The sequence below is a fragment of the uncultured Pontibacter sp. genome, from assembly GCF_947492645.1.
In the GTDB taxonomy this organism is placed as follows: Bacteria; Bacteroidota; Bacteroidia; order Cytophagales; family Hymenobacteraceae; genus Pontibacter.
On sequence record NZ_CANLMZ010000007.1, the window covers coordinates 211,019 to 237,705 of the forward strand.

Below are 26,687 nucleotides of genomic sequence, written 5' to 3' on the forward strand. Positions count from 1 at the left end.
AACATGGCTAAAGAAGCAGTTAAAGCTAGAGAGCTTAAAAGACAAAAGTTAGTAGCCAAGTATGCTACTAAAAGGGCCGAATTAAAGGCAAATGGTGATTATGATGCATTAGATAAATTGCCTCGTAACGCCTCTCCGGTTAGGTTACATAACCGTTGCAAATTATCTGGACGTCCAAGAGGATATATGAGAAAGTTTGGTATTTCTCGTGTAGTTTTCAGAGAACTTGCAGTAATGGGTAAGATTCCTGGTGTAACTAAGTCGAGCTGGTAAATATTTTCTTAACATACTAAGAAAGTATTAAAGATATTCGTATCTTTGCCGCTCGCTTAGAGTAAGCATTCATTATTTAAGTGATTCGTAATGAACTCAGATCCAATAGCAGATTATTTAACTAGAGTGCGTAATGCTATCAAAGCAAACCACAGAATAGTTGAAATACCATCTAGCAACATAAAAAAAGAGATAACAAAAGTATTGTACGAGAAAGGGTATATTCAAAGTTATAAGTTTGAAGACTCCGCTGTACAAGGTTCTATCAAGATAGCGCTAAAATACAATCCTAACACTAAGCAATCTGCTATTGTTAAATTAGAGAGGATTAGTAAGCCAGGGCTACGTAAATACGCTGGAAGTGAAACTCTACCAAGAGTTTTAAATGGCTTAGGTATTGCCATATTGTCTACTTCTAAAGGCGTAATGACTGAAAAAGAAGCCAGATCACAAAAAGTGGGTGGTGAAGTATTGTGTTACGTTTATTAATTAAGGAGGATAGACAATGTCACGTATAGGAAAATTGCCAATCAGCCTGCCAAGTAATATTGAAGTTAGTATCAATAATGATAATATTGTTACTGTAAAGGGTCCAAAAGGTTCTTTAAGTACTCCAGTAGACAAGGATATTATTGTTAAGCAGGAAGACAACCAAATAGTTGTTGAGCGCCCAACAGAGCAAAAGCGCCATAAAGCAATGCATGGTCTTTACAGATCTCTAATCAACAACATGGTAGTTGGTGTGAGTGAAGGTTATAAGGAGCAACTTGAGCTTGTAGGTGTTGGTTATAAAGCTACTGTTCAGGGTGACGTTCTTGAATTAGCTTTGGGATATTCTCACAATATCTTTATGACTATGCCTTCCGAGATTACTGCTTCTGCAGTAACTGAAAAAGGTAAAGCTCCAGTAATAACGCTGGAAAGCAATGATAAGCAGTTACTAGGTCAAGTTGCTGCTAAAATTAGATCACTACGTAAAGTTGAGCCTTACAAAGGTAAGGGTATCCGCTTTGTTGGTGAAGTAATCAGAAGAAAAGCTGGTAAGACAGCATCTAAATAATTATCATCATGTCTGTTAATAAAGTAACAAGAAGACTTAGAATTAAGAGAAGTATCAGAAACAGGATTTCTGGTACGGCTGAAAGACCGAGACTGTCTGTTTTTAGAAGCAATAAAGCTATCTATGCACAGATCATCGATGATACTACTGGTAAAACAATTGCAGCTGCTTCTTCTGTCAAGATCGAGGATGCTAAAGCAAACATCGAGACTTCAAACAGAGTTGGTAAAGAAATTGCGGCTAAAGCAATAGAGAAAGGTATCACTCAAGTAGTTTTCGACCGCTCTGGTTACCTATACCACGGTAAAGTAAAATCATTGGCAGAAGGTGCTCGTGAAGCAGGCCTTAAATTCTAAAAATTTATGTTGAAGAATAATATACGTAGTGTGAAAGCTAGCGAAATCGAATTAAAAGAGAAAGTAGTAGCTATTAATCGCGTTGCCAAGGTTGTTAAAGGTGGTAGAAGGTTTAGCTTTGCAGCCATTGTGGTTGTAGGTGACGGTAATGGCGTTGTAGGTTACGGATTGGGCAAAGCTAATGAAGTAACTGATGCTATAGCTAAAGGTATCGATGATGCAAAGAAAAACCTAGTGAAGGTCCCTGTGTATCATAATACTGTTCCTCACTCAATGGAAGGAAAGTACTCAGGTGGTTTCGTTTTAGTTAAACCTGCTGCTCCAGGTACTGGTGTTATAGCAGGCGGTGCTATGCGTGCAGTATTAGAAAGTGCTGGCATTAAGGATGTACTTTGTAAGTCTAAAGGATCTTCAAACCCACACAACGTAGTTAAAGCCACTTTCGATGCTTTATCTAAAATGCGTGATCCTTTAGCAGTTGCTCAGCAAAGAGGTGTAAATCTTCAGAAAGTTTTTAACGGTTAATTGAGATGGCTAAGGTTACTATCACACAAATCAAAAGCATTATTGACAGACCTAAAAACCAGAAGCTTACAATTCAAGCTTTAGGTTTAGGTAAGATCAGTAAATCAGTAACTGTTGAATTAACACCTCAGATTGCTGGTATGGTAAACAAAGTTCATAACTTAGTAGAAGTAAAAGAAATTTAACAATGTATTTAAACTCTTTAAAACCTGCAGAGGGCTCTGTAAAGACTCGAAAAAGGATTGGTAGAGGTACTGGATCAGGCAGAGGTGGTACTTCTACAAGAGGTCACAAAGGTGCTAAGTCACGTTCAGGATACTCACAAAAGTCTGGTTTTGAAGGCGGTCAAATGCCTTTACAAAGACGTGTTCCTAAATTTGGTTTCAAAAACATCAATAGAGTTGAGTATAAAGCTATCAACCTTGATGTAATTCAATCATTGGCAGAGTCAACAAATGAGACAGTTTTGAACTTTGACTTTTTCAAAGCACATGGTCTTATTTCTAAAAATGATAAAATTAAAGTTTTAGGTAGAGGTGAGTTAAATAAAGCTGTTGAGATCCATGCTCATGGCTTTTCTCAAACAGCTATCGAATCTATTGAAAAGGCAGGCGGAAAAACAGTTGCGATATAGTAGATATGAAGAAGTTTCTAACAACTATTAAGAACATTTGGACTATAGAGGACCTAAGGGTAAGAATTTTAAATACTCTTGGTTTTATAGCCATATTTAGACTGGGTTCTTTCGTAGTTCTTCCTGGCATTGATCCTAATCAGCTTCAAGCGAATACAGAAGGACTATTCGGTTTGTTAGATACTTTCCTAGGTGGTGCATTTAGCAATGCATCCATCTTTGCATTAGGTATCATGCCTTATATATCTGCTTCGATTGTGTTGCAGCTACTAACTATTGCTGTTCCTTACTTCCAAAAAATGCAGAAGGAGGGTGAATCTGGTAGAAAAAAAATCAACCAAATCACCCGAGTTCTTACTATTGTGATTACTTTAGCTCAAGCTGTTGGCTTTGTTGCGACAATCAACTCTGATGCTATTGTTATTAATACAACATTATTCACAATTACCTCTATGATTGTACTTACTTCTGGTACAATCTTCTGTATGTGGTTAGGTGAGAGAATTACCGATAAGGGTATAGGTAATGGTATATCCATGCTAATCATGATTGGCATCATATCTCGTTTCCCAGGAGCGATTTTGGCTGAAGGCCTTTCAAAACAGTTAAATGGTGTTTTATTATTTATTTTTGAAATTATCGTTCTGTTCTTCGTGGTGATGTCTGTTGTTATGTTAACTCAGGCTATCAGAAGAATCCCTGTTCAGTACGCTAAGCAAGTTGGCGGTAATTCACTTTATAGTGGTCAGCGCCAATTCATCCCTTTAAAGGTAAATGCTGCTGGTGTTATGCCAATAATATTTGCTCAATCATTAATGTTTTTGCCTTCTATGATTGCTTCAATCTGGGCGGATTCAAATGATACTGCGAATTATATTGGTGCTACTTTTTCTGACTTTACTTCTTGGCAGTATAATTTAGTATTTGGATTAATGATTCTTTTGTTCACTTATTTCTATACGGCTATAAGTGTTAATCCAAATCAGATTGCTGATGATTTAAAAAGAAGTGGTGGTTTTATCCCTGGTGTTAAGCCTGGAAGAGCTACTTCAGAATATATTGATACTATTTTAACCCGAATAACTCTTCCAGGAGCTATATATCTTGCCTTGGTTGCTATTTTCCCTTCTATTGCAATGCTTTTAGGTGTAACTAGAGAGTTTTCTCAATTCTTTGGTGGTACATCCCTAATCATTATGGTTGGCGTTGTTTTAGATACTTTACAGCAAATTGAGAGTTATTTATTAATGAGACACTACGATGGCATGATGAAATCCGGTAAACTGAGAGGTAGAACGGAAAACATTGCTATGGTATCTTAATAGATGATATTTTATAAAACTGAAGAAGAAATTGAGCTAATTCGCCAGAGTGCTTTGATATTATCCAAAGCACATGGCGAAATAGCTCTTCTTGTAAAAGAAGGTGTTTCAACTCTTGAGCTCGATAAAAGGGCTGAGGAGTTTATACTTGATCATAACGCTAAACCTTCTTTTAAGAACTACAATGGGTTTCCTTATAGCTTGTGTATTTCAGTAAATTCAACTGTTGTACATGGCATGCCTAGCGAGTATATTCTCAAAGATGGAGATGTAATCTCTGTTGATGCCGGGGTATATTTTAAAGGCTTTCATAGTGACTGTGCTTATACCCATGCCATTGGTAATGTGGATCCTGAAGTACAGAAGCTGTTAACTGTTACAGAGGAATCCTTGTATAAGGGTATCGAAAATGCAACAGTAGGTTCAAGACTTGGAGACATCAGCTTTGCAGTACAGCAACATGCCGAAAATAATGGTTATGGTGTTGTACGTGAACTTGTTGGTCATGGATTAGGGCGGAACTTACATGAGTCTCCCGAAGTTCCTAACTATGGTCGTCGTGGACAAGGTATCAAATTGCAAAATGGCCTTGTTATAGCTATTGAACCTATGGTTAATTTAGGTACTCGGAATATTGTTCAGGAAGATGATGGATGGACTATTAGAACACGAGATAATAAGCCTTCTGCTCATTTTGAACATACAGTAGTTGTCAGAAAAGACAAAGCAGAGATTTTAACAACTTTTGAATATATAAAACAAGCTAAACAACAATAAATGGCGAAACAGTCATCTATAGAGCAGGACGGAACAATCATCGAAGCTTTATCAAACGCAATGTTCCGTGTGGAGCTTGAAAACGGTCATCAGGTTATAGCTCACATTTCCGGTAAAATGAGAATGCACTACATTAAAATCTTACCAGGAGATAAGGTAAAATTAGAGATGTCACCTTATGATTTAACTAAAGGTAGAATTGTTTATCGATATAAATAAATACAATGAAAGTTAAAGCATCAGTAAAAAAGAGAAGTGCTGAGTGTAAAGTTATCCGCCGTAAGGGGAAGCTTTATGTTATCAACAAAAAAAATCCAAGATATAAACAAAGACAAGGATAATTATTAATTATGGCTAGAATAGCAGGAGTAGATATTCCGGATAATAAAAGAGGCGAGATCGCATTAACGTATATTTACGGAATCGGTCGTAATTTGTCTCAATCTATCTTACAAAAGGCCGGGGTGGATCTTGACAAAAAGGTTAAAGACTGGACTGAAGATGAAGCTAATGATATTAGAAATGTCATTGCAGCAGATCATAAAACAGAAGGTGTTTTAAGATCAGAAGTGCAATTGCACATTAAGCGTCTTCTTGATATTGGTTGCTACCGTGGTTTAAGACACCGTAAAGGATTACCTGTACGTGGACAGCGCACGAAAAATAACTCGCGCACTAGAAAAGGCAAGCGTAAGACAGTTGCAAACAAGAAGAAGGCTTCTAAATAATCATTAATCATGGCTCAGAAAAGAAAAGATAAAGCTAAAAAGCGTGTCGTAATCGTTGAATCAATCGGGCAGGTACACATCAAAGCTTCTTTCAATAACATTATTATATCTGTAACCAATAACGCAGGACAAGTTATATCTTGGGCTTCTGCTGGTAAAATGGGTTTCAAAGGTTCTAAAAAGAACACTCCTTACGCTGCACAAATGGCAGCTTCAGATTGCGCTAAAGTTGCTTATGATCTAGGTATGCGTAAAGCTGAAGTTTTTGTTAAAGGCCCTGGTGCAGGTAGAGAGTCTGCCATCCGTACTGTACAAAACTCAGGTATCGAAGTAACTTCTATCAAAGACGTTACACCGCTTCCTCACAACGGATGTCGCCCTCCTAAACGCAGAAGAGTTTAATTTTTAAAGTAGATTAAATAAAATGGCAAGATATACTGGTCCAAAAAGTAAAATCTCCAGAAAATTCAACGAAGAGATTTTCGGTCCTAGCAAGGCATTAAAGAAAAAAGCATACCCTCCAGGGATGCACGGCCGTGGCCGTCGTAAAAAGCAATCTGAATACGCTATACAGTTAGCTGAGAAGCAGAAGGCTAAATATATTTACGGTGTTCTGGAGAAACAATTCGCTAACCTTTTCGAAAAAGCACACAGAAAAGGTGGTATTACTGGTGAGAACTTGTTAATTCTTCTTGAATCAAGATTGGATAACACAGTTTACCGTTTAGGTATTGCTCCTACAAGAAGAGCAGCTCGTCAGCTTGTACTTCATAAGCATATTACTGTAAATGGTGAGGTGGTAAATATTCCATCTTATAGCTTAAAAGTTGGTGAGGCTATAGCAGTAAGAGAGAAATCTAAATCTCTTGAGGCTATTACTACTAGTTTAAGTGTACGTAATGCTCGTGCATTTAGCTGGTTAGAGTGGGACGCAACTCAGATGGTAGGTAAGCTAGTAGCTACTCCTGACCGTGAGCAGATTCCTGAGAAAATTCAGGAGCAGCTTATTGTCGAGCTTTACTCTAAGTAATCAGCTTAATCAATTTTTAACCTTTAACACTGCAAGTATGTCAATATTAGCATTTCAAATGCCAGAGAAAGTCGTAATGGAAAAAGCTGACGACTTTCATGGTTTATTTGAATTCAAGCCGCTTGAAAAAGGTTACGGTGTAACCATTGGTAATGCACTGCGTCGAATTTTGCTTTCTTCTTTAGAAGGATATGCAATCTCTAGCATTCGTATTCCTGGTGTACTGCATGAGTTTTCGTCAGTTGAAGGAGTGGTTGAGGATGTATCTGATATAATACTTAACCTGAAAATGGTTCGCTTTAAAAAAATAGGCGAGGTTTTCGATGATAAGATCACTGTTTCTATAAGCGGTAAAGATGTTTTTACTGCTGGAGATATCAACAACTTTACTTCAAGTTTTGAAGTTTTGAATCCTGAGCTTGTTATCTGCCATTTAGATACAAATATTACTTTAGAGATTGAGCTAACTATTCAGAAAGGTCGTGGTTACGTACCTGCTGATGAGAACAAGGCTCAGGATCAGGTATTTGGTCTTATTGCAATTGATGCTATTTTCACTCCAATCAAGAATGTTAAGTTTAGTGTTGAAAATACACGTGTAGAGCAGAAAACTGACTACGAAAAACTTATACTTGATATTCAGACAGACGGTTCCATACATCCTGAAGATGCATTGAAAGGGGCGGCTAATATTCTGATTCAGCACTTTATGCTGTTCTCTGACAACACTATGACGTTTGAGACTGCTAAGCCTGAAGAAGAGGAGGCCGTTGACGAAGAAATGCTTCACATGCGTAAGGTTCTTAAAACTTCATTGCAGGATATGGATCTTTCAGTTAGAGCATACAACTGTTTAAAGGCTGCTGACATTAAAACGCTTGGCGACCTGGTACAGCTTGATATTTCTGACATGATGAAGTTCAGAAACTTTGGTAAGAAGTCTTTGACTGAACTAGAGAATCTAGTACAGGAGAAAGGTTTAACCTTCGGGATGGATCTTTCTAAATATAAATTAGAAGAAGAATAATAACTTACGGCATAATTCCCGATCCCGTATAGGTTGATCGACGGTATGCCCGTGCACAATTCAAAATAATGAGACACGGTAAAAAAATTAATCATTTAGGTAGAACGGCTTCGCACCGTAAGGCAATGCTTTCAAACATGGCATCGTCTTTAATTCTGCACAAGCGCCTTTCTACTACAGTTGCTAAAGCAAAAGCATTACGTAAGTATGTTGAGCCTCTGCTAACAAAGTCAAAGAACGATACTACTCACTCCAGAAGAACTGTCTTTGCTTATTTGCAAAATAAAGAGTCTATCAAGGAGCTTTTTGATGAAGTAGCTGCTAAAATAGCAGGAAGACCAGGTGGTTATACTCGTATCCTTAAAACAGGCTATAGATTAGGTGACAATGCAGAAATGTGTGTTATCGAGCTTGTTGATTACAACGAGGACATGCTGTCAGCTTCAGCTTCTGCTTCTACAGGTGCTAAGAAAACCCGTCGTCGTTCTTCTGGTAAGAAGAAAGATGAGGCTTCTTCTCCAGAGACAAAAGCAGCTGCAACTGATGCAAATGATGAGGCGAAAGATGCTGAATAAGCTAAGCCTATAAATATTTTGAAAGGGACATGACGTTAGTCGTGTCCCTTTTTTATTTTTGTAGCAAATCTTTATAATGAAAAAGCACATAACATCTGAAGCTGTTCTTTTACTTGAAGACGGCACAATTTTTAGAGGCAAAAGCCTCGGACGTATCGGTACATCTGGTGGTGAACTTTGCTTTAATACTGGCATGACTGGCTATCAGGAAATATTTACAGATCCATCTTATTATGGGCAAATGGTGGTTACTACTGTTTCGCATGTAGGTAATTATGGTGTGCAGCATCAGGAGGTTGAGTCTGGTAAAGTTCAGATTAGTGGTTTAGTATGTAAAGACTTTTCACATCACTTTTCCCGCAATACTGCTGAGGGTTCTTTGCAGGACTATTTCGTCGACGCTGGCATAGTTGGTATCTGCGAAATTGATACCAGAGCCTTGGTGCGCCATATCCGGGATAAAGGTGCCATGAATGCTATTGTGTCTTCTGAGATAACTGATATTGAAGAGTTGCGTAAGAAGTTGGCGGAAGTGCCGTCTATGGATGGTTTAGAGCTTGCTTCTCATGTAAGTACACCGCAATCGTATGATCAAAAACCTGAAGAAGTAAAGTATAAAGTTGCGGTGTTGGATTTGGGCGTAAAGCGCAACAGCTTGAATAATTTGGTAGCGCGGGGATGCGAGGTAAAAGTTTTCCCTTTCAATACATCTTTTGAGGAGATGGAGACCTGGAACCCGGATGGTTACTTTATTTCAAATGGGCCCGGTGATCCTGCTGCTACCAAAGTAGCCATTGAGAGCGTTAAGCAAATCCTGGAAAAAGAAAAACCAATGTTCGGTATTTGTATGGGGCATCAAATGCTGGCACAAGCCAATGGCATTAGCACCTATAAAATGCATAATGGGCATAGAGGGTTAAACCATCCAGTAAAAAACCTTTTAACAGGTAAAAGCGAGATCACCAGCCAAAACCACGGATTCGTAGTCGATTCTGAACAACTCAAGAACCATCCTGACGTTGAGGTTACGCATATAAATTTAAATGATAATACGGTTGAAGGTATCCGAATGAAAACTAAACCTGCGTTTTCGGTGCAGTATCATCCGGAGTCTTCTCCTGGGCCGCATGACTCGACTTATCTTTTTGATGACTTTATAGCCCTTTTAGAGCAAAGTAAAAACAAGTAAAACTATAGTTAAAACCAAATCTATGAGTTTGATAACAGACATTAAAGCAAGGCAAATCTTTGATTCCAGAGGCAATCCTACTGTAGAAGTAGATGTAATAACGGAAAGCGGTGTTTTAGGCCGAGCAGCCGTGCCATCTGGAGCATCAACTGGTATACACGAGGCAGTTGAGCTAAGAGACGGCGACAAAGGCAAGTACATGGGCAAAGGTGTACTGCAGGCTGTGAAGAATGTGAATGAAAAGATTGCAGAAGAGCTTGTTGGTTTTCCTGTGTATGAGCAAAACCTGCTTGATAAAATAATGGTTGAGCTGGATGGGACTGCCAATAAAGGTAATTTAGGTGCCAATGCCATACTTGGTGTTTCGCTTGCTATGGCACGCGCTGCTGCCCTTGAGCTTAACATGCCGCTTTACCGCTATGTTGGTGGTGTTAATGCTAACACTTTGCCAGTACCGATGATGAACATTCTGAACGGTGGCAGCCATGCAGATAATGCTATCGACTTTCAGGAGTTTATGATCATGCCTGTTGGTGCTCCTTCTTTCTCAGAAGCACTACGTATGGGTTCTGAGGTTTTCCATCACCTGAAGAATGTACTTAAGAAGAAAGGACTTTCTACTAACGTAGGTGATGAAGGTGGCTTTGCTCCAAACATTGCATCTAACGTAGAGGCTATTGAGGTTGTATTGCAAGCCATCGAAGCTGCTGGTTATAAGCCAGGAGACGACATGATGATTGCCATGGACGCAGCAAGTTCTGAGTTCTACGATAAGTCTACAGGCCTTTATACTTTCAAAAAATCTACAGGCGACAAACTTACATCTTCTGAAATGGTAAGCTACTGGAAAGAGTGGACTGAAAAGTACCCGATAGCTTCTATAGAAGATGGTATGGATGAGGACGACTGGAAAGGCTGGAAAGAGCTGACACAATCTATTGGCGACAAAGTACAGCTAGTAGGCGATGATCTGTTTGTAACAAATGTAGAGCGTCTGCAGCAAGGTATAGATCAAGGTGTGGCTAACTCAATCCTGATCAAAGTAAACCAGATTGGCACGTTAACTGAAACAATCAACGCCATCAACCTTGGTTTGCGCCACGGGTATAAGAGCGTAATGAGCCACCGTTCTGGTGAAACTGAAGATAACACGATCGCAGATCTTGCAGTAGCGTTAAACACAGGGCAAATAAAAACAGGTTCTGCTTCCCGCTCAGACAGAATGGCTAAGTATAACCAGTTGCTTCGCATTGAAGAGGAGCTGGGAGAAGTGGCATACTTCCCTGGGAAAAAGTTCTAATACTTCAGTTATAAAAATATTTATAGCTAAGGCTGTGGGTTTTATGACTCACAGCCTTATTTTTGTATAAGTCCTCTTATAAAAGTGTTTATGATCAAGCGCATTCCAAAGTTTTTCCGCAATTACTATTTTATTACCACAGCTGCGTTTCTGGTTTGGATGCTCTTCTTTGATTCAAATGATTTTATCACGCAGTTTCAGATGAAAAAGGAGCTGAGCAGGCTTGAGTCTGAAAAGCAGTATTACCTGGACAGGATTGATGAGGTGCAGAAAGACCGTAGAGAACTGCTGAGTAACCAGGAACTACTCGAGAAATTTGCCCGTGAGAAATACTTGATGAAGAAACCTAATGAAGAGGTGTTTATAGTAGTGCCTCAGAAAGAAGATTAATAGCAGGCAAGTATAGTCTGATTCTGTAGCCGCGTTAGGTGTTCTGCCTTTGAGGCCAATCCCTCCCCAAATTATTCGTAACTTTGTGCCACGTGCCGCTGTTCTTTAGCAGAGGCCTAATGTAAATTATAGACTATGGCAAAAGTTGCAATAAACCTTTCAACAGGTTCCATACAGCAGGAAGAAATAATAGTAGGAATAGATTTAGGAACGACAAACAGTTTAGTAGCCTACATCCATCCGGAAGATAGAAACCCTATTCCGATAAACGACCAGGGGCAAGGTGCTATTGTACCTTCTGTTGTGCATTTTTCGCAAAACGGCGATACAATAGTGGGTACTGAAGCAAAAGATTACCTCATCACGGATCCGGCAAACACCATCTACTCTGTTAAGCGCCTGTTGGGCAAATCATATAAAGACCTGGGTGAGCACAAAGATTACTTTGGGTATAAGATAATCGATGACAACAGCGAAGGTTTGGTTAAAGTACGTGTTCAGGACAAGTTTTACTCTCCGATAGAGCTTTCAGCGGAGATACTGAGAGAGCTGCGCGAACGTGCTGAGCACTCCCTAAAAACTCCGGTTAACCGTGCGGTTATAACCGTGCCCGCATACTTCAACGATTCACAGCGACAGGCCACCAGAGATGCCGGTAAACTGGCAGGTTTAGAAGTGCTTCGTATCGTGAACGAGCCAACGGCTGCAGCGCTTGCCTATGGTATCGGTATAGACCCTAACGAGGAGAAAACTGTAGCGGTATATGATTTAGGAGGTGGCACATTTGATATTTCTGTACTTAGCATACATCAGGGCATTTTTGAGGTGCTTTCTACTAATGGCGATACTTACCTGGGGGGGGATGACTTTGATCGTGCCATTATCAACCATTGGATACAGAATAACGAACTAATTGCAGACACAGTAAACCAGGACAAGAACCTGTCGCAGGAGCTGCGTTTGAAGGCAGAAGAAGCAAAGCGAACGTTAAGTACACAGGAAGTATACACAGGCACAATAGGCGGCAAAATAGACTGCCACATAGAGCGGCATACGTTTGAGACCCTTATTACACCAATCGTAAACAGAACCATTGAAAGCTGCCGCATGGCCATGAGCGATGCAAAGCTGCAGCAAGAGCAAATTGATGCTGTGATTATGGTAGGCGGCTCTACGCGTGTGCCATTAGTATACGAGGCAGTATCAGCGTTTTTCGGGAGGTCTGCTAACAACTCGCTTAACCCCGACGAGGTAGTAGCTCTTGGTGCTGCCATACAAGCCGACATACTTGCCGGTAACCGCAAAGATATTTTGTTGCTAGATGTAACGCCCTTAACATTAGGTATAGAAACAATGGGCGGCTTGATGGACCCAATCATACCCCGCAACTCTAAGATCCCGACAAAAGCTGGACGCCAGTACACAACATCTGTAGACGGGCAAGTGAACATGAAAATCTCTGTTTACCAGGGAGAGCGCGACCTTGTAAAAGAAAACCGTAAGCTAGCCGAGTTTGATCTGAAAGGTATACCAGCCATGCCAGCCGGTTTCCCGAAAGTGGATGTTAACTTTATACTTAATGCCGATGGTATACTTAAAGTAGAAGCCATTGAACTGCGTTCTGGTGCACGGCAGGAGGTAGAAGTAAAGCCACAGTATGGTTTGACGGATGAACAGGTAGAGCAGATGCTGATGGACTCTATGGTAAATGCCAAAGACGATGTAGCGGCACGCATGCAGATAGAGGCGCGGTCTACAGCAGAGCAGATGCTATACCAGGTAGAGCGGTTTGTGCAGAAAAATGGCGAGCACCTGACAGGGGAGGAGATACAGTTAACAAATAAAAACCTGCAGAACCTAAGAGATGTGTTGGCCGCTGGTGGCGATAAGGATGCAATTTATGCGGCCATAGATGTGCTGGAGGAACAAACCAGCCCGTTTGCTGAGCGTGTTATGCAAATATCCATTAAGCAGGCCATGCAAGGCAAAAAGATAGAGTAAGTAAAATAACCATACTTAAAACAAAAGTGCCGGCAGCTAAAACTGCCGGCACTTTTGTTTTGTCTGCTACAAGTATAAACCAATAATACAGGTGTGCTATACAATCAGTACAATTATAGCACGAGTTTTAAAAGCGTTGCCATACAAATAGGTGCTGGCTGTACAGTTATACTTTAAAGGAACTTAAGCTTGAATTTTTGAGCCAACGACTCTAAATCGCGCTCTACAGGTGCCAACAAGGGGATGCCTTTTTTAAGCCTTTTCTCTGTCATTTCACGTTCCGGGTCGCCGGGTATAACTACGCACTTCTCACCTTTCACCACATTCGCTTTCCGGAACGTTTCTATCCAGTTATCCATGTGTGCTTTAAAATCATCTGCTGGCCTGAAAGCATCGATGCGCATAGCACCCAGAAAATGACCAATACCTTCGCCAACCGGGTTTTCTGGTGGAGACAAAAAGCTAACAAACGGAGGTACCCACGGGCCATAGTTAGCTCCCGAAAGCACCGCTGAAAAAATATCAACTATAGAGGCCAGCGCATAGCCTTTGTGGCTGCCGTGCGTTTTATCGCTACCTAGTGGCAGCAAAGCACCGCCATCTTTTAACTCGTTTGCATTCGTAGAGCGTTCTCCGTCTTTTGTCTGTATCCAACCTGCAGGCGCTTTCTTTTCTTTGCGTTGCAAAATTTCAAGTTTACCGTTTGCTGCAGAGGCCGTGGCAAAGTCGGCTACAAAAGGAGGTTGGTTTTTTGTAGGTACGGCTACTGCTATCGGGTTAGTGCCTAGCATTCTATCTGTAGAAAAGGTAGGAGCTACCAACGGTGAGGCATTGGTCATGGCCATGCCGATCATATCGGACGCTAAGGCTTCCATGGCGTGTATACCAGCAATACCAAAGTGGTTTGAGTTTTTAACCGATACCCAGCCTGTACCTACCTGCGCTGCTTTGGCAATGGCAATTTTCATGGCCTGTGGTGCTACCACAAGGCCTAGGCCACCGTCTCCGTCTACTGTTGCGGTACTGGGCGTTTCGTGTACAATACGCACGTTTGGGGTAACGTTTATGCGGCCTGCTTCCCAAAGGCGCACGTAACCGCTAAGGCGGGCCACGCCATGCGAATCTACACCGCGAAGGTCTGCCTCTAATAAAACTTCCGTAGCTAGTTTGGCATCTTCAGGAGGGCAGCCCATGCTCAGGAAGACTTCCTGTGTAAAATTGAATAGTTGTTTATAGGAATACATAAAGGATACACGCTGTTAAAAGGCAGCAAATTAAGAAAATATCAAACCAATGGCTCAACTTTATACTTTATATAAAGGAGCGTACCAATTTTATACTTGTTTTTAAATGCTGATAACGAGTTAAATATATACTTTTTCTATACTTTCGTGGATTCAACGATTTTGTGGAACAGATTTTGTCTTGGGCAAATCAGGTTCTAAAGGATTTGCTATATGAAACAAGCTCTACTTCTTTTTTCGCTGTTGCTGGCTGTACTAACTGTACAGGCACAAACCAAGGTTATCTTCGAGGAAAACACCTCAGATTCATACTTGATGAAGCATGGTAACAGCAACCAGGCCCCTCTTAACAGCATGTTATCTATATTGGGTAATGCCCCGGTTACAGCCAAAGGAGGTGGACGCCCAACGCGCATTCCAGAATTTACGGTGCGCCTGGAGCAGCATGCCCGCATCACCGATGCCGGTGATAACCTACTGCTGCAGGTTCATCTTAAAAGCGTTGCTGTAAGCGGCGACATCTACAACAAGGGTTTTGACTTAGGTGATGTACTTAAGCCGGAGGAACTGAAGTATAAAGTATGCCTGCTTAACAGCAAAAACGAGAAGGTTAAAGAATATGCAAACCAACGCGTGCAGCTGTACGGCAGCAACCAGAAAATACTGGAGGTTACGATACCCGATACTGCCGCAGCGCAAGGGTATAAACTTAAGCTGGAGGAGAAGGAGGTAATTTATACTACTGCAACTGAAGCTCGCCTGAAAGAACGTCTGAGCCTGGTTAAAGAATACTTTGCAGTTGAGGCTAAGATACAGCAAGCCCTGCAGGAGGTAGCGCATATACGCCCGGATGACGTGGACCGGATAAACCTGCAGGACCGCAACCTAAAAGGAATGGAAGTACTGCATGCCAGCCTGAAGAGCCAATTAGCTAATAAGCTGGACCTTGAAAAGAACGACCCACAACGCCTGAACTATAAACTTGCGCAACTGCAGGAAACGCTACAAAACCGCCGCAGCGCCATTAACCATACATTGGCTACCCTGGATCAACAGTTTTTCAACCGCGGTTTAGGTATGATGAAGCAAGGTAACCGCTCAGGGGCCCAGGTATACTTTGCCAAATCAGTAGAGGCTAACCCGCGCTTTGCACCAGCACACGTAGAGCTGGCCCGGCTGGATTTTATGAATGGCTACATACGCGAGGCATCTAACCGTAACCGCGATGTACTAACCAGCATGCGCGTTGACCGCGAGACGGAAGCAGTTGCGTTGGATTTGATGCACGATATTTATGGAGCAATCATTACTAGTGGCAATACCTTAACTACACGCGGTGATTACCATAATGCTTTGGCTTCTTATGCCGAGGCCAGAGACTTGTGCAGTACTATTCGCGGCCTTCGCTGTAACATGACCGCCCTGAACGATGGCGAAAGCAGAGCCGCTATGGGAGCCTATCGTGCCTTGATAGATAATGGAAAGCGCCTGCTGTCGCGCAATGATTTAAGAGAGGCAGAGCGCGTGGCAGAAGAAGCTTTGGCTTTTCAGCAGGATTACGACTTTATACTTAGCCGTGAACAGGAGGCAGCTAACTTAATGGGCCAGGTAAAATTCCAGTACTACCTGCAGCACATTGATCTGGGCAAGCGCTACCTGAGCCAGCAAAACTACAGCGCTGCCCTTAGCGAGTTTGAGGGAGCTTTGGAACTGGAAAACCGTTATACTTTTAAGCCGGTGCAGGAGTTAGGTGGTTTGGCCCGAAAAGCTGCAAAGCCTATACTTTTAGCGAAGCTAACCGAGGGCTATGAGCAGGCCATGGGAAACAGGTTAAGCAATGCCCGTGCAACAGCATCTGCTGCCGTGGCCATGCAAGACCGTTATGGGTTACAAAGCGATACTGAAGTGCTAGGCAAGTATAACCTGCTCCGTGAGCGCATTTTTACCCAGGAGTGCGTTAACACACAGGCCGCTTACGACAAGCATTTTCAGAATGCCAAAGAGTTGATGCAGCAAAGAAAATACATTGCTGCCGATCAGGCTTTTGTGGCTGCCATAAAAGCTGCAGAAGAGAAAACAGACTGCAGCATAGCCACCTTTACAGCCCAGGATGGCCGCACCGAGATATTGGCAGCTGCTACCTACCAACGCATGCTGGAAGATGTAAACCGCCATGTTTCTGCCAAGCGTTATGCTGATGCGGTGCAATTATATGAGCAGGCCCGCGCTTACTACCTGGATAAAGGTGTTGGTAAATTCGGTTTAAATCATGTGTCGCTTTTCAATTTTGCGAGAGAGCATAAAAAGCAGGATTTTGCATCTCATGTTGTATCGTATTTTGCCAGCCAGCAAGAGGAAGGTGTTGCGACACAATTGCTAACCTCGCTGCTAGACAAAGGCTATGCAAAACGCAAAACGAAGAAAGTGCAGGAGCAAATTGGCAGGCAGCTGGCTTTAAAGGATATTCAGAACAGAGCGTTACAAGAGGCAAAAGTATCCGCAGCCCAGCATACGCAAAACCATAAGGGCCTGAAGAAGCTGCGCAAGGCCTACGAGAAAGAACGGAAACGATTGGCAAAGCTTGGGTAGCTTTACAGATATTAATGTTGCAGCCCCGGAGTTTATACTTCCGGGGCTGTTTCTTTTCTGTTGTACCGGGTCCAACCACCCCTTTATCCCCTCCTTATCCAAGGCGGGGAATTTTCTTACTAATTCAACTGCATCAATAATAGCAACTATACATCATTTGTCATCCTGTCAAGTATCTTGGTAGAAGGGAGGTTAAGCTGAAGCAACAGGGTTTATACTTGTTCTAAAGTAATGAAGAAGTTCCCCGCCTTGGATAAGGAGGGGCCAGGGGTGGTTAGATCTGATTAGGGTAAGTGTTAGGCAGTACCTACATACTAGCCAGCGCCTGCTGCAGCACACCCTCTTTCAAGGCATAAGCTGACACGCGAATCTCCTGCAGGTTATACTTCTGTAGTACAAAATCGACAACTATACTTGCCAGCACGATCATGTCCACGCGCATCTCCAGCATACCGGGCATAGCCAGGCGTTCATCGTGGTTTTTGCTAAGCAACTCCTGGTGTACTGCGTAGTAGTCTGCAACGGCTAGATAAGAGGCGGCCGGTTGTGCCTGTTGGCGAGAGGTGTCGCCTTTGCCTAAAGCGTTAATGTCGCAGATGGTGTCGAAAGTGCCGGAGGAGCCTACGAGTATAGTTGGTTTATACTTTGCAATGGCAGCAGTTAATGGCTGCAGCTTTTCCTCCAGGTATGCTTTTTCGGCGGTTATACTTTCAAGAGCAATCGGGTCTTCGGTAAAGAACTGGTCCATCAGGCGCTGGGCTCCAACTTCAAAACTCTGCTTCCAGAAGATCTCCTGTGCGTTGCAAAGTATAAACTCCACGCTGCCGCCACCAATGTCCATGATCAAAGCCGTCTTCTCATCCAGCACACCGGCAGAGCGTACGCCATAATAGATCAGCTCTGCTTCGCGGGCTCCATTTATTACTTCTACCTGTATGTCGGTTTGCTTATAGATGTCTTTTACAAAATCGTCGCCATTGGATGCGTTTCGCACCATACTCGTAGCCATGGCACGAACTGTCTCCACGCCATGCGCATCAATCTGTTTCCGGAAATCTCTTAGCGTTTTAAGAGCACGTTCAGATGCCTCAGGTGTTATAGCTCCGTTGCTGATGCCTCCTTGCCCCAAACGCACCGGTACTTTGGTTCTTACAAAATCATGCAGCTTCCCATCTTCGCCTACTTCTGTAATAAGCAGGTGAAAGGTGTTGGTACCCATGTCGATTAGTGCGAGGCGGTTTTTCATTGGTGTTTATTAGTTGGTGATTGTTTAAAGTATGGCGCAAGTGTTAAGCATTAAGCGTCACTTGCGCCTGTACATGCTGGCAAGTCTTCAGACTTATGAAAGTATAAAGTAGGGCATACTGAAGTATGAAGACTCCTTGTTATGGCACTTCACAAGTCATGCTGCTTTTAGGACTTGTGCCAGTAGCAATTTTAATTTAAAAACTATATTAATCTCTAATTCTATGTGCTATACCAATTAATAAATTAGCTGACTTGGTTCTAACCTCACCATTATTATAAACAGGAACTGCACTAATATTGTAAAGCCCAAGATTATAGCGTAGCTCCATTGTTACTAACACTTTGTCGGTTACTTTGACTCCGGCACCGAGACCTGTTGTAATACCTAAATCCAGTTTTCTGTTATCTCCTGTACGATCTTCTCGGGAGCCAGGCTGTATATCAGAATCTTCTATAATATTAGTTTGCTTTAGTAAATATCCCAAGTAAGGGCCTGCATTTACAAAGAAGACTGGATTATCACCCAAAGTTATTTTGGCTAGCAATGGTAGCGTTAGATAATCATATGTGGATCTACCTGTTGCTGTTCCAAACTTAGTACGTGACTCATCAATTTGTTGAACTTGGAAGGTTACACCCTTTCTTTCAAAAGCAAGCCCGGAGCGAAAAGAGAGCAAGTCTGTGAAGTGATATTCAAATGAAACACCAGAAGAGAAATTGATTGCCTTCTTGGTGTATCCGCCTTTCTCAGCAAAGTCATTCCCCCAAAATGAAGACCTGTTTGGACCACCCTCTATACCTATTCTTATGGCATTGCTTTGCGCAAAAGAAACTGTGGAGCTCAGAATTAGAACCACTCCCAGTACAAGTAAAATTTTGTTCATGTGTATTTTTTCAAAAATTCTAGTGCAAGCACTACTTTACATGTTAATTAACTTTGATTTTATACTTACCTCCCCACCGAAGTAAACCTAAAGAACGTACCTAATGGCAGTTTACGCTCACCGCCATCCAATAAGTATAATTCACCCAGTTCTTCGTTCTTTACCATCTCCCCAAATGTGCCGCGCATTAGGTTGTCGAGTACCAGCGCCGAGAAGCCCATCGAGTATAGGTTGATGAGCAGGAAATAATCGGTGCCGTCCAGCATTTCGCGGCAGAGTTTGATCATCTCATTCAGTTCGTCTTCCAGTTGCCATTTTTCGCCGTTAGGACCGCGGCCGTAGCTTGGCGGGTCCAGAATGATGCCGTTATACTTGTTGCCGCGCTTTACTTCGCGGCGGGCATACTTCATAGCGTCTTCCACTATCCAGCGCACGTTATCCAGGTTGCTGGCTTCCATGTTGTCGCGGGCCCAGAAGTTAACCTGCTTGATAGAGTCGAGGTGGGTGACGTCGGCACCGGCAGCTTTGGCAGCTAACGTGGCGGCGCCGGTGTAGGCAAACATGTTTAGCACCTTTGGCTGTGACGCTTTTAGCTTACGGGTGGTATCGTAAATAAACTTCCAGTTGCTGTCCTGCTCCGGAAACAGGCCTACATGCTTAAACGAGGATAAGCCCAGTCTGAACCGTAGTTTCAGGTCGTTATACTTGTAGTCTATGAACCATTGCTCCGGCATTCCTTTCTTCAGTTTCCATTGGCCTTTTTCCTGGCTGCCTTTGTCGCGGGTAAAAACGGCATTGGCCATGCGTTGCCACTCCTGCTCAGGCAGATGCTTGTCCCAGATAGCCTGTGGCTCAGGGCGTGCTATATAATGCTGGCCAAAGCGCTCCAGTTTTTCAAAATTTCCGGAATCAACCAACTCATAGTCAGCCCAATTTTCTGTTGTTAAAAAGGAATACATATCTTTGTCGTTTATTTCGGGCTGAGCGCCACTTAGGCAAAATTACTCATAATCCGCTTAACCATAAAAAGTGCACGCTTCCGATGTTACATTTGTTTCATATACATGGCAATTAGCTTTTACAAATACCAGGGCACGGGCAACGACTTCGTGATGGTAGACAACCGTAAACTTGCTTTCCCGGCAAACGACGAGGCCTTCGTGAAATCACTTTGCGACCGCCGTACAGGTGTTGGCGCAGATGGGCTTATACTTTTGCAGGATCACCCGGACTACGACTTCGAAATGGTATACTTTAATGCCGATGGACGTTTGGGGTCTATGTGCGGAAACGGAGCACGCTGCACCGTGCGCTTTGCAAGGCAATTAGGTGTGATAGAGGACGTGGCCTGCTTTCTGGCAGCAGACGGCGAGCACCAGGCAAGTGTAGAGCGTGACCTTATCCAACTTAGGATGAACGATGTAGCAAGCGTAGAGCAGATTGGCGAAGATTATTTTCTGAATACCGGATCTCCGCACTATATACGCTTTGTAGATAGCGTGGAAAACCTCGATGTATATGAGGAAGGTCGCGCCATTCGCTACAACGATCGCTTTAAAGCAGACGGTACCAACGTTAATTTTATGCAGCGCCTTGGTGGTGATGAAATTTTTGTGCGCACTTACGAGCGTGGTGTAGAAGACGAAACATTATCGTGTGGCACAGGTGTAACAGCCGCTGCTTTGGTGGCAGGTTTAAAAGGTATGCAGAGCCCGATTAAAGTAAAAACGCTGGGTGGCAACCTGCAGGTAGCTTTTGAACAAGCAGGCGATGGCTTTAAGTATATCCATTTAATTGGGCCGGCTAAGCAGGTATATACTGGTGTTATCAGCGCATAAAGAACAAAACTATACTTTACACAGAGGCTTTTGGCAGGTAAAATTGCCGGGAGCCTTTTCTTTTTGTAGCTTAGTCTAAAGTATAAAAGAGTAAACCGTGTTTCTTAAAACAGACCATACTTACCTGCGCGCCCTCGAGCCAACTGACCTGGATTTTCTGTATACTTTAGAAAACGATATCTCAGTATGGCATGTGGGCAATACACTTACGCCATACTCAAAATTTGTGCTGGAGCAGTACCTCGAAAACGCAGCCCTGGATATTTATACTATAAAGCAGCTGCGCCTGGTTATTTGCAACGCTGACCACATGGCTGTAGGCGCTGTAGACCTGTTCGATTTTGAGCCCATGCACCGCAGAGCAGGAGTAGGCATCGCTATCGCCCCGGGCCACCGCAAAAACGGGCATGCCTCCGATGCCTTACAGCTGCTGCTCCGCTACTGCCAAAGCACGCTTCACCTGCACCAACTATACTGCTCGGTTACTGCTGGCAACCTTAAAAGTATAAACCTGTTCACTAAAGCCGGTTTTCAAAGTATAGGCATCCGTAAAGACTGGCTGCGCACCCTCGATGGCTGGGAAGATGTAGTGGAATTTCAGAAGGTACTTTAGGTGTTAGTACGAGTATACTCTCAAAGTGCTTTCCGGGCTAAGGGGAATTTAAACAAAGAGCCGGTAGCCTGCTTCTCCTGCCACAATGCCACGCTTCACCTGTTTCTGGCATAGGCTATTAAGCCGCTGAAGTATAAATAGTTTGTTTGCTATACTTCTCCGGTAAATATGGCAGATAACCTATTCAGGAGTTAATATGGTATTGTTTTAGTACAGAATGTTAGATATATCGGAAAAACAGCTATTTTTGACGATATTGCAAACAGAAGATTTCATTTAAGAACAACAGACACAGATGTTTGATTTTTTCGGTAAAACCGTTGCGAAACTATTCGGAACCAAATCCGACAGAGATATAAAAGAGGTACTACCTTATGTATCTAAAGTAAACGAAGAGTACGCAAAACTTAGCGGCCTTACTGACGACCAGCTTCGCCAGAAGACCTATGAAATAAAAGGTATTATTGATGAGCGCCTGAAGCCCATTGATGAGCAAATAGCGGCCTTGCACAAGCGTGTTGCCGACGAGCCAGAGCTAAATATCGTTCAGAAAGAGAATATCTTCTCTGAAATTGATGAACTGGAGAAGCAGCGTAACAAAGACCTGGAAGTAGTGCTGATGGAAGTGCTGCCGGTAGGCTTTGGCGTTGTGAAAGAGACGGCCCGCCGCTGGAAGGAAAACGGCCAGTTAGTAGTAACTGCTACCGACATGGACCGCCAACTGGCTGCCCGCAAGGCAAACGTAAAAATAGACGGCGATAATGCCATCTGGGCAAATAAATGGGAAGCTGCCGGCAACGAGATAACCTGGGACATGCTACACTACGATGTGCAGCTGATTGGTGGTATCGTGCTGCACCAGGGTAAAATCTCTGAGATGGCTACCGGTGAAGGTAAAACCTTGGTGGCAACTTTGCCAGCATACTTAAATGCCCTTGCCAAGCGCGGTGTACACGTAGTTACCGTAAACGACTACCTTGCCCGCCGTGACTCGGAGTGGATGGCACCTTTGTTTGAGTTCCATGGCCTGACCATCGACTGTATCGACAAGCACCAGCCAAACTCTGAATCCCGCCGCAATGCTTACAAAGCAGATATAACTTACGGTACAAACAACGAGTTTGGCTTTGACTACCTGCGCGACAACATGGCCCGTGAACCACAGGACCTGGTACAGCGCAAGCACCATTATGCCATGGTGGATGAGGTGGACTCTGTATTGATTGACGATGCCCGTACGCCACTTATTATTTCAGGCCCGGTGCCACGCGGCGATGAGCACGAGTTTTACCAACTGAAGCCGCGCATTGCGATGCTGGTTGAGGCGCAGCGTAAAGTTGTACAAAACTTCCTGACAGATGCCAAGCGCCAGATTAAAGAAGGGAACACACAGGATGGTGGTCTATCATTGTTCCGTGCTTACCGTGGTCTGCCTAAGAGCAAGCCGCTGATCAAGTTCCTGAGCGAAACAGGTAACCGTGCGATCATGCAGAAAGTGGAGAACCATTACCTGCAGGATAACTCCCGTATGATGCCAGAGGCTGATGAGCCACTATACTTCACCATCGATGAGAAGCACAACCAAATAGAGCTTACAGAGAAAGGTGTTGACTTGATCACAGGCCAGGGCGAAGACCCGAACTTCTTCATTATGCCGGATATCGGAGTGGAGATAGCTGAGATTGAGAACAACAAAGCACTTGCGCATGAGGAGCAACTGCATGCTAAAGAAAAGCTGATTGCTGATTTCCAGGAGAAGTCAAAGCGTATCCATACAATCAACCAGCTACTAAAGGCTTATACTTTGTTCGAGAAGGACACAGAGTATATTGTAACGCCAGATAACAAGGTAAAGATTGTAGATGAGCAGACAGGCCGTGTAATGGAAGGCCGTCGTTACTCAGATGGCTTACACCAGGCCATTGAAGCAAAAGAGAATGTGAAGGTAGAAGATGCCACACAGACCTACGCTACAGTTACGCTACAGAACTACTTCCGTATGTACCACAAGCTTTCTGGTATGACGGGTACTGCCGAAACAGAAGCAGGTGAGTTCTGGGACATCTACAAACTGGATGTGGTAGTAATACCTACCAACCGCCCAATCTCAAGAAAAGACGAGCACGACAAAGTATATAAAACAGTTCGCGAAAAGTATAACGCCGTTGCCGACGAGATTGTGCAGCTGACAGAAGCTGGCCGTCCTGTACTGGTTGGTACAACTTCAGTTGAGATATCAGAGCTATTGAGCCGTATGCTTACGCTGCGCAAAATCAGGCACCAGGTACTTAACGCTAAGATGCACCAGAAAGAAGCCGAAATTGTGGCCGAAGCTGGTAAGCCAGGTACCGTTACGATAGCTACTAACATGGCTGGTCGTGGTACCGATATTAAACTTGCTCCAGAGTCTAAGGCTGCAGGTGGTCTGGCTATTATTGGTACAGAGCGCCACGAGTCTCGCCGCGTAGACCGCCAGTTGCGTGGTCGTGCCGGTCGTCAGGGTGACCCGGGTTCTTCACAGTTCTTTGTGTCTCTGGAGGATAACCTGATGCGCTTGTTCGGCTCGGATCGTATTGCCCGCCTGATGGACCGCATGGGTCTGGAAGAAGGCGAAGTGATTCAGCACTCTATGATCACGAACTCTATTGAGCGTGCGCAGAAGAAAGTGGAGGAGAACAACTTTGGCATGCGTAAGCGCCTGCTGGAGTATGACGACGTGATGAACGCACAGCGCGAGGTGGTGTACAAGCGCCGCAGAAACGCACTTTATGGTGAGCGCCTGGAGCTGGATATCTGGAACATGATCTATGACATCAGCGAAGATGTGATCGTTAGCTATAAGAACATCAGCGATTACGAAAACTTCCAGCTGCATGTGCTACGTGTATTCGGTATTGAGTCCACGATTACGGAAGATGAATTTAAGTCTGGACAGGCTAACCAATTGGCTGAGCGTTTATACAACGAGGCGCTTAACCACTACTTAACCAGAAACAAGCAAACAGCTGAGCAGGCTTACCCAATTATTGCGGATATCCACCAGAACCGTGGGCCGATGATTGAGAACGTGGCTGTGCCGTTTACCGATGGTAAGCGTCAGTTGGCTGCTGTGGCTAACTTAACCAAGGCATATGAGTCGCATGGCATGGAGCTTCTTCGTGCAATGGAGAAAATCATTACGCTAGGTACCATAGATCAAGCCTGGACAGAGCACCTGCGCCAGATGGACGACCTGAAACAGAGTGTGCAGAATGCCGTGTACGAGCAGAAAGACCCGCTTTTGATTTACAAGTTCGAGTCGTTTGAGTTGTTTAAGCGCATGATCGGAAAAGTGAACGAGCAAACAATTGAGTTCCTGTTCCATGCGTTTATACCTGTGCAGGCACCAGAGCAAGTTCAAGTTCCGGTAAGGCCGCCTATGGCACCAAAACCTCCTGTGTTAAAAGAACAAAAGCAGGAAGTGCACTCCTCTTTAGAAGACCAGTCGGGCCATACTTCCATGCCAGCGCCTGAGCCAGAGAAAGTATTGCCGGCGCACTCGCAAAAAGTAGCGGGCCGCAACGACAGAGTTAGCGTGCAGTATACTGATGGCCGTGTAGTGAAGGACGTAAAGTATAAAACCGTAGAAGACGACCTGCTGCACAACCGTTGCGTAATAATTGAAGAATAAAGAGTGCCAGCTCCGAAGTATACACCAGGAGCTGCATTAAGTATAAATTAAAAATGATAAAGGATGTAAGGCGAAAGAATATTTTTTGTCTTATGTCCTTTATCTTTTGCCTTTAAATATATGGCAGGAGAAGAACTTGCTTCTTGTATAGACCACACACAGCTTAAGCCGGACGCTACCGCAGAACAGGTGTTGCAACTGTGCGATGAAGCCCGTAATTATGGCTTTGCCGCTGTGTGCATTGCCCCATGTTATGTGCAGTTGGCGAAAGACCGCCTAGGGCCGGGCTCACTTGTGAGAGTAGCCACGGTAGTTGGTTTTCCGTTAGGTTACCAGCACCCCAAAGTAAAGTTTCTGGAAACGCACCAGGCTATTGCCGACGGCGCAAATGAGATAGACGTAGTTATGAATATATCTGCGTTTAAATCGGGCAAGTATGAGGAGGTGGAGAATGAGCTGAGTGATCTGGCCAAATTCTGCCATCTGAAAGAAGCGGAGCTTAAGGTAATTATCGAAACAGCTTTACTGACCGAGGAGGAGATAGTAAAAGCATGTGAACTTTGCGCTAGTGCAGGCGTGGATTACGTTAAAACCTCTACTGGTTTTGCTTCGCGGGGTGCCACCGTAGAAGATGTAAAGCTCATGCGCCGCGTGCTGCCAAATTCGATGAAAATAAAGGCCGCCGGTGGCATACGCACGTATGAAGAGGCAGAAGCATTGGTAAAAGCAGGTGCTGACAGATTAGGCTGCTCAGCCAGCATACAAATAGTAACCCATGAATAACAGAATTCTTAATATTGCCCTGTCGCTGTTGCTGCTGCTGTTTTCTGCGGCATGTGCCTCTTCTTCGGGTAAAAGTACATCCGATACAGGAAAAGCAACCGGAAAAGAGAAAGTAAGCGAGGATTTAAGCCAGTACCGGCCAAAATACAGCACTCCGGAAACAACAACTGCAGCGCGCGTAGAGCCAAGCAACCATGTAAACAACCAGGTGGCGGTGCTGATGGATACCGTTGCCAGCGTTAACAAGAACATAAAGTATGCGCAGGGATATCGCATTTTAGCATACAATGGCTCTCAGCGACAGGACGTGATGAACCTGCGAAAAGCTATCATATCGCGGGTGCCGGATGTGAAAGACTACCTGACCTACCAGCAACCTAACTTCAGGCTAAAGGTTGGAGACTTCTTTAACAGGGTAGAGGCGCAGCAGGTGCTAAACCGCATAGCAGATCTTATTCCCAATGCGCAGATAGTGCAGGACCAGATCAATATTGATAAAAGCTACTAAAGCGGCTAAAAGGGATAAAGTATAAATAAAGCGTTGCAGTCAGGTATGGCTGCAACGCTTTATTGTTTTCTAGGAACGCAGGTATCGCTATACTCTATAATGAAGGTTTTGAAGCTTAAATGA

At 43.6% G+C, this 26,687-nt stretch carries 30 protein-coding genes; 26 read left to right on the forward strand and 4 right to left on the reverse strand.

The window, feature by feature from the left end; translation table 11 throughout:
* Nucleotides 1-3 precede the first annotated feature (3 nt).
* From rpsN to hscA, 20 genes are all read left to right on the forward strand, one after another.
* Nucleotides 4-273, forward strand: coding sequence for a 30S ribosomal protein S14 (gene rpsN / locus Q1A23_RS10365; protein ID WP_299822831.1), 270 nt, complete (start codon nucleotides 4-6; stop codon nucleotides 271-273).
* Between the two features lie 90 nt (nucleotides 274-363).
* Complete coding sequence (gene rpsH / locus Q1A23_RS10370) at nucleotides 364-762, forward strand: 30S ribosomal protein S8 (RefSeq protein ID WP_299822833.1); 399 nt, start codon at nucleotides 364-366, stop codon at nucleotides 760-762.
* Nucleotides 763-778: 16 nt separating this feature from the next.
* Complete coding sequence (gene rplF, locus Q1A23_RS10375; protein ID WP_299822836.1) at nucleotides 779-1,333, forward strand: 50S ribosomal protein L6; 555 nt, start codon at nucleotides 779-781, stop codon at nucleotides 1,331-1,333.
* Nucleotides 1,334-1,341: 8 nt separating this feature from the next.
* Nucleotides 1,342-1,689: a 50S ribosomal protein L18 gene (rplR, locus tag Q1A23_RS10380; protein ID WP_299822839.1), complete on the forward strand. Its 348-nt coding sequence runs from the start codon at nucleotides 1,342-1,344 to the stop codon at nucleotides 1,687-1,689.
* A 6-nt stretch (nucleotides 1,690-1,695) separates the two neighbouring features.
* On the forward strand, nucleotides 1,696-2,214 hold the full coding sequence (gene rpsE / locus Q1A23_RS10385; protein WP_219875603.1) for a 30S ribosomal protein S5: 519 nt from the start codon (nucleotides 1,696-1,698) through the stop codon (nucleotides 2,212-2,214).
* Nucleotides 2,215-2,219: 5 nt separating this feature from the next.
* The gene (rpmD, locus tag Q1A23_RS10390; RefSeq protein ID WP_299822843.1) at nucleotides 2,220-2,399 is read left to right on the forward strand and encodes a 50S ribosomal protein L30; all 180 of its coding nucleotides are present in this window, start codon (nucleotides 2,220-2,222) and stop codon (nucleotides 2,397-2,399) included.
* A gap of 2 nt (nucleotides 2,400-2,401) precedes the next feature.
* Complete coding sequence (gene rplO, locus Q1A23_RS10395; RefSeq protein ID WP_299822846.1) at nucleotides 2,402-2,848, forward strand: 50S ribosomal protein L15; 447 nt, start codon at nucleotides 2,402-2,404, stop codon at nucleotides 2,846-2,848.
* Between the two features lie 5 nt (nucleotides 2,849-2,853).
* Complete coding sequence (gene secY / locus Q1A23_RS10400) at nucleotides 2,854-4,170, forward strand: preprotein translocase subunit SecY (protein ID WP_299822849.1); 1,317 nt, start codon at nucleotides 2,854-2,856, stop codon at nucleotides 4,168-4,170.
* A gap of 3 nt (nucleotides 4,171-4,173) precedes the next feature.
* Nucleotides 4,174-4,947, forward strand: coding sequence for a type I methionyl aminopeptidase (gene map, locus Q1A23_RS10405; protein ID WP_299822852.1), 774 nt, complete (start codon nucleotides 4,174-4,176; stop codon nucleotides 4,945-4,947).
* Nucleotides 4,948-5,166 (forward strand): translation initiation factor IF-1, encoded by a 219-nt coding sequence (gene infA, locus Q1A23_RS10410; RefSeq protein ID WP_219875598.1) that lies wholly within the window; start codon nucleotides 4,948-4,950, stop codon nucleotides 5,164-5,166.
* Nucleotides 5,167-5,171: 5 nt separating this feature from the next.
* A complete protein-coding gene (gene rpmJ / locus Q1A23_RS10415) occupies nucleotides 5,172-5,288 on the forward strand; it encodes a 50S ribosomal protein L36 (protein WP_007654264.1) in 117 nt (38 codons plus the stop codon).
* 9 nt (nucleotides 5,289-5,297) lie between these two features.
* A complete protein-coding gene (gene rpsM / locus Q1A23_RS10420) occupies nucleotides 5,298-5,675 on the forward strand; it encodes a 30S ribosomal protein S13 (RefSeq protein ID WP_299822858.1) in 378 nt (125 codons plus the stop codon).
* A gap of 9 nt (nucleotides 5,676-5,684) precedes the next feature.
* Nucleotides 5,685-6,077: a 30S ribosomal protein S11 gene (gene rpsK, locus Q1A23_RS10425; RefSeq protein WP_299822861.1), complete on the forward strand. Its 393-nt coding sequence runs from the start codon at nucleotides 5,685-5,687 to the stop codon at nucleotides 6,075-6,077.
* A gap of 22 nt (nucleotides 6,078-6,099) precedes the next feature.
* Nucleotides 6,100-6,705 carry a 30S ribosomal protein S4 gene (gene rpsD / locus Q1A23_RS10430; protein WP_299822864.1) on the forward strand — a complete coding sequence of 202 codons (606 nt, stop codon included), beginning with the start codon at nucleotides 6,100-6,102 and terminating at the stop codon, nucleotides 6,703-6,705.
* 37 nt (nucleotides 6,706-6,742) lie between these two features.
* Nucleotides 6,743-7,732 carry a DNA-directed RNA polymerase subunit alpha gene (locus tag Q1A23_RS10435; protein ID WP_299822867.1) on the forward strand — a complete coding sequence of 330 codons (990 nt, stop codon included), beginning with the start codon at nucleotides 6,743-6,745 and terminating at the stop codon, nucleotides 7,730-7,732.
* 68 nt (nucleotides 7,733-7,800) lie between these two features.
* Entirely contained in the window at nucleotides 7,801-8,307 is a 507-nt protein-coding gene (gene rplQ / locus Q1A23_RS10440) for a 50S ribosomal protein L17 (protein ID WP_299822870.1), read from the forward strand.
* 76 nt (nucleotides 8,308-8,383) lie between these two features.
* Nucleotides 8,384-9,496: a glutamine-hydrolyzing carbamoyl-phosphate synthase small subunit gene (carA, locus tag Q1A23_RS10445; protein WP_299822872.1), complete on the forward strand. Its 1,113-nt coding sequence runs from the start codon at nucleotides 8,384-8,386 to the stop codon at nucleotides 9,494-9,496.
* A 22-nt stretch (nucleotides 9,497-9,518) separates the two neighbouring features.
* The gene (eno, locus tag Q1A23_RS10450; RefSeq protein ID WP_299822875.1) at nucleotides 9,519-10,796 is read left to right on the forward strand and encodes a phosphopyruvate hydratase; all 1,278 of its coding nucleotides are present in this window, start codon (nucleotides 9,519-9,521) and stop codon (nucleotides 10,794-10,796) included.
* 90 nt (nucleotides 10,797-10,886) lie between these two features.
* A complete protein-coding gene (locus Q1A23_RS10455; protein WP_299822877.1) occupies nucleotides 10,887-11,186 on the forward strand; it encodes a septum formation initiator family protein in 300 nt (99 codons plus the stop codon).
* 135 nt (nucleotides 11,187-11,321) lie between these two features.
* Entirely contained in the window at nucleotides 11,322-13,187 is a 1,866-nt protein-coding gene (gene hscA, locus Q1A23_RS10460) for a Fe-S protein assembly chaperone HscA (RefSeq protein ID WP_299822880.1), read from the forward strand.
* Between the two features lie 173 nt (nucleotides 13,188-13,360).
* On the opposite strand, the gene Q1A23_RS10465 is transcribed toward hscA, so the two are convergent.
* On the reverse strand, nucleotides 13,361-14,431 hold the full coding sequence (locus Q1A23_RS10465; protein WP_299822883.1) for an Ldh family oxidoreductase: 1,071 nt from the start codon (nucleotides 14,429-14,431) through the stop codon (nucleotides 13,361-13,363).
* A 213-nt stretch (nucleotides 14,432-14,644) separates the two neighbouring features.
* Here Q1A23_RS10465 and Q1A23_RS10470 point away from each other — a divergent pair, with 213 nt between their 5' ends.
* The gene (locus Q1A23_RS10470; protein WP_299822886.1) at nucleotides 14,645-17,020 is read left to right on the forward strand and encodes a hypothetical protein; all 2,376 of its coding nucleotides are present in this window, start codon (nucleotides 14,645-14,647) and stop codon (nucleotides 17,018-17,020) included.
* 307 nt (nucleotides 17,021-17,327) lie between these two features.
* On the opposite strand, the gene Q1A23_RS10475 is transcribed toward Q1A23_RS10470, so the two are convergent.
* The 3 genes from Q1A23_RS10475 to Q1A23_RS10485 all read right to left on the reverse strand — a co-directional run bounded on the left by Q1A23_RS10475 (nucleotide 17,328) and on the right by Q1A23_RS10485 (nucleotide 20,111).
* Nucleotides 17,328-18,266, reverse strand: coding sequence for a phosphatase (locus Q1A23_RS10475; protein ID WP_299822889.1), 939 nt, complete (start codon nucleotides 18,264-18,266; stop codon nucleotides 17,328-17,330).
* Nucleotides 18,267-18,474: 208 nt separating this feature from the next.
* Nucleotides 18,475-19,152: a porin family protein gene (locus Q1A23_RS10480; RefSeq protein WP_299822892.1), complete on the reverse strand. Its 678-nt coding sequence runs from the start codon at nucleotides 19,150-19,152 to the stop codon at nucleotides 18,475-18,477.
* A gap of 65 nt (nucleotides 19,153-19,217) precedes the next feature.
* Nucleotides 19,218-20,111, reverse strand: a complete 894-nt coding sequence (locus Q1A23_RS10485; RefSeq protein ID WP_299822894.1) for a class I SAM-dependent methyltransferase — start codon at nucleotides 20,109-20,111, stop codon at nucleotides 19,218-19,220.
* A 105-nt stretch (nucleotides 20,112-20,216) separates the two neighbouring features.
* On the opposite strand from Q1A23_RS10485, the gene dapF reads away from it, so the two are divergent.
* From dapF to Q1A23_RS10510, 5 genes are all read left to right on the forward strand, one after another.
* The gene (dapF, locus tag Q1A23_RS10490) at nucleotides 20,217-20,990 is read left to right on the forward strand and encodes a diaminopimelate epimerase (RefSeq protein WP_299822897.1); all 774 of its coding nucleotides are present in this window, start codon (nucleotides 20,217-20,219) and stop codon (nucleotides 20,988-20,990) included.
* A 97-nt stretch (nucleotides 20,991-21,087) separates the two neighbouring features.
* Complete coding sequence (locus Q1A23_RS10495) at nucleotides 21,088-21,603, forward strand: GNAT family protein (RefSeq protein ID WP_299822900.1); 516 nt, start codon at nucleotides 21,088-21,090, stop codon at nucleotides 21,601-21,603.
* A 295-nt stretch (nucleotides 21,604-21,898) separates the two neighbouring features.
* On the forward strand, nucleotides 21,899-25,273 hold the full coding sequence (gene secA, locus Q1A23_RS10500) for a preprotein translocase subunit SecA (RefSeq protein WP_299822905.1): 3,375 nt from the start codon (nucleotides 21,899-21,901) through the stop codon (nucleotides 25,271-25,273).
* Between the two features lie 120 nt (nucleotides 25,274-25,393).
* On the forward strand, nucleotides 25,394-26,056 hold the full coding sequence (gene deoC / locus Q1A23_RS10505; RefSeq protein WP_299822908.1) for a deoxyribose-phosphate aldolase: 663 nt from the start codon (nucleotides 25,394-25,396) through the stop codon (nucleotides 26,054-26,056).
* Nucleotides 26,049-26,564, forward strand: coding sequence for a sporulation protein (locus tag Q1A23_RS10510; RefSeq protein ID WP_299822911.1), 516 nt, complete (start codon nucleotides 26,049-26,051; stop codon nucleotides 26,562-26,564). The genes deoC and Q1A23_RS10510 overlap by 8 nt, the downstream gene beginning before the upstream one ends.
* Nucleotides 26,565-26,687: the final 123 nt, after the last annotated feature.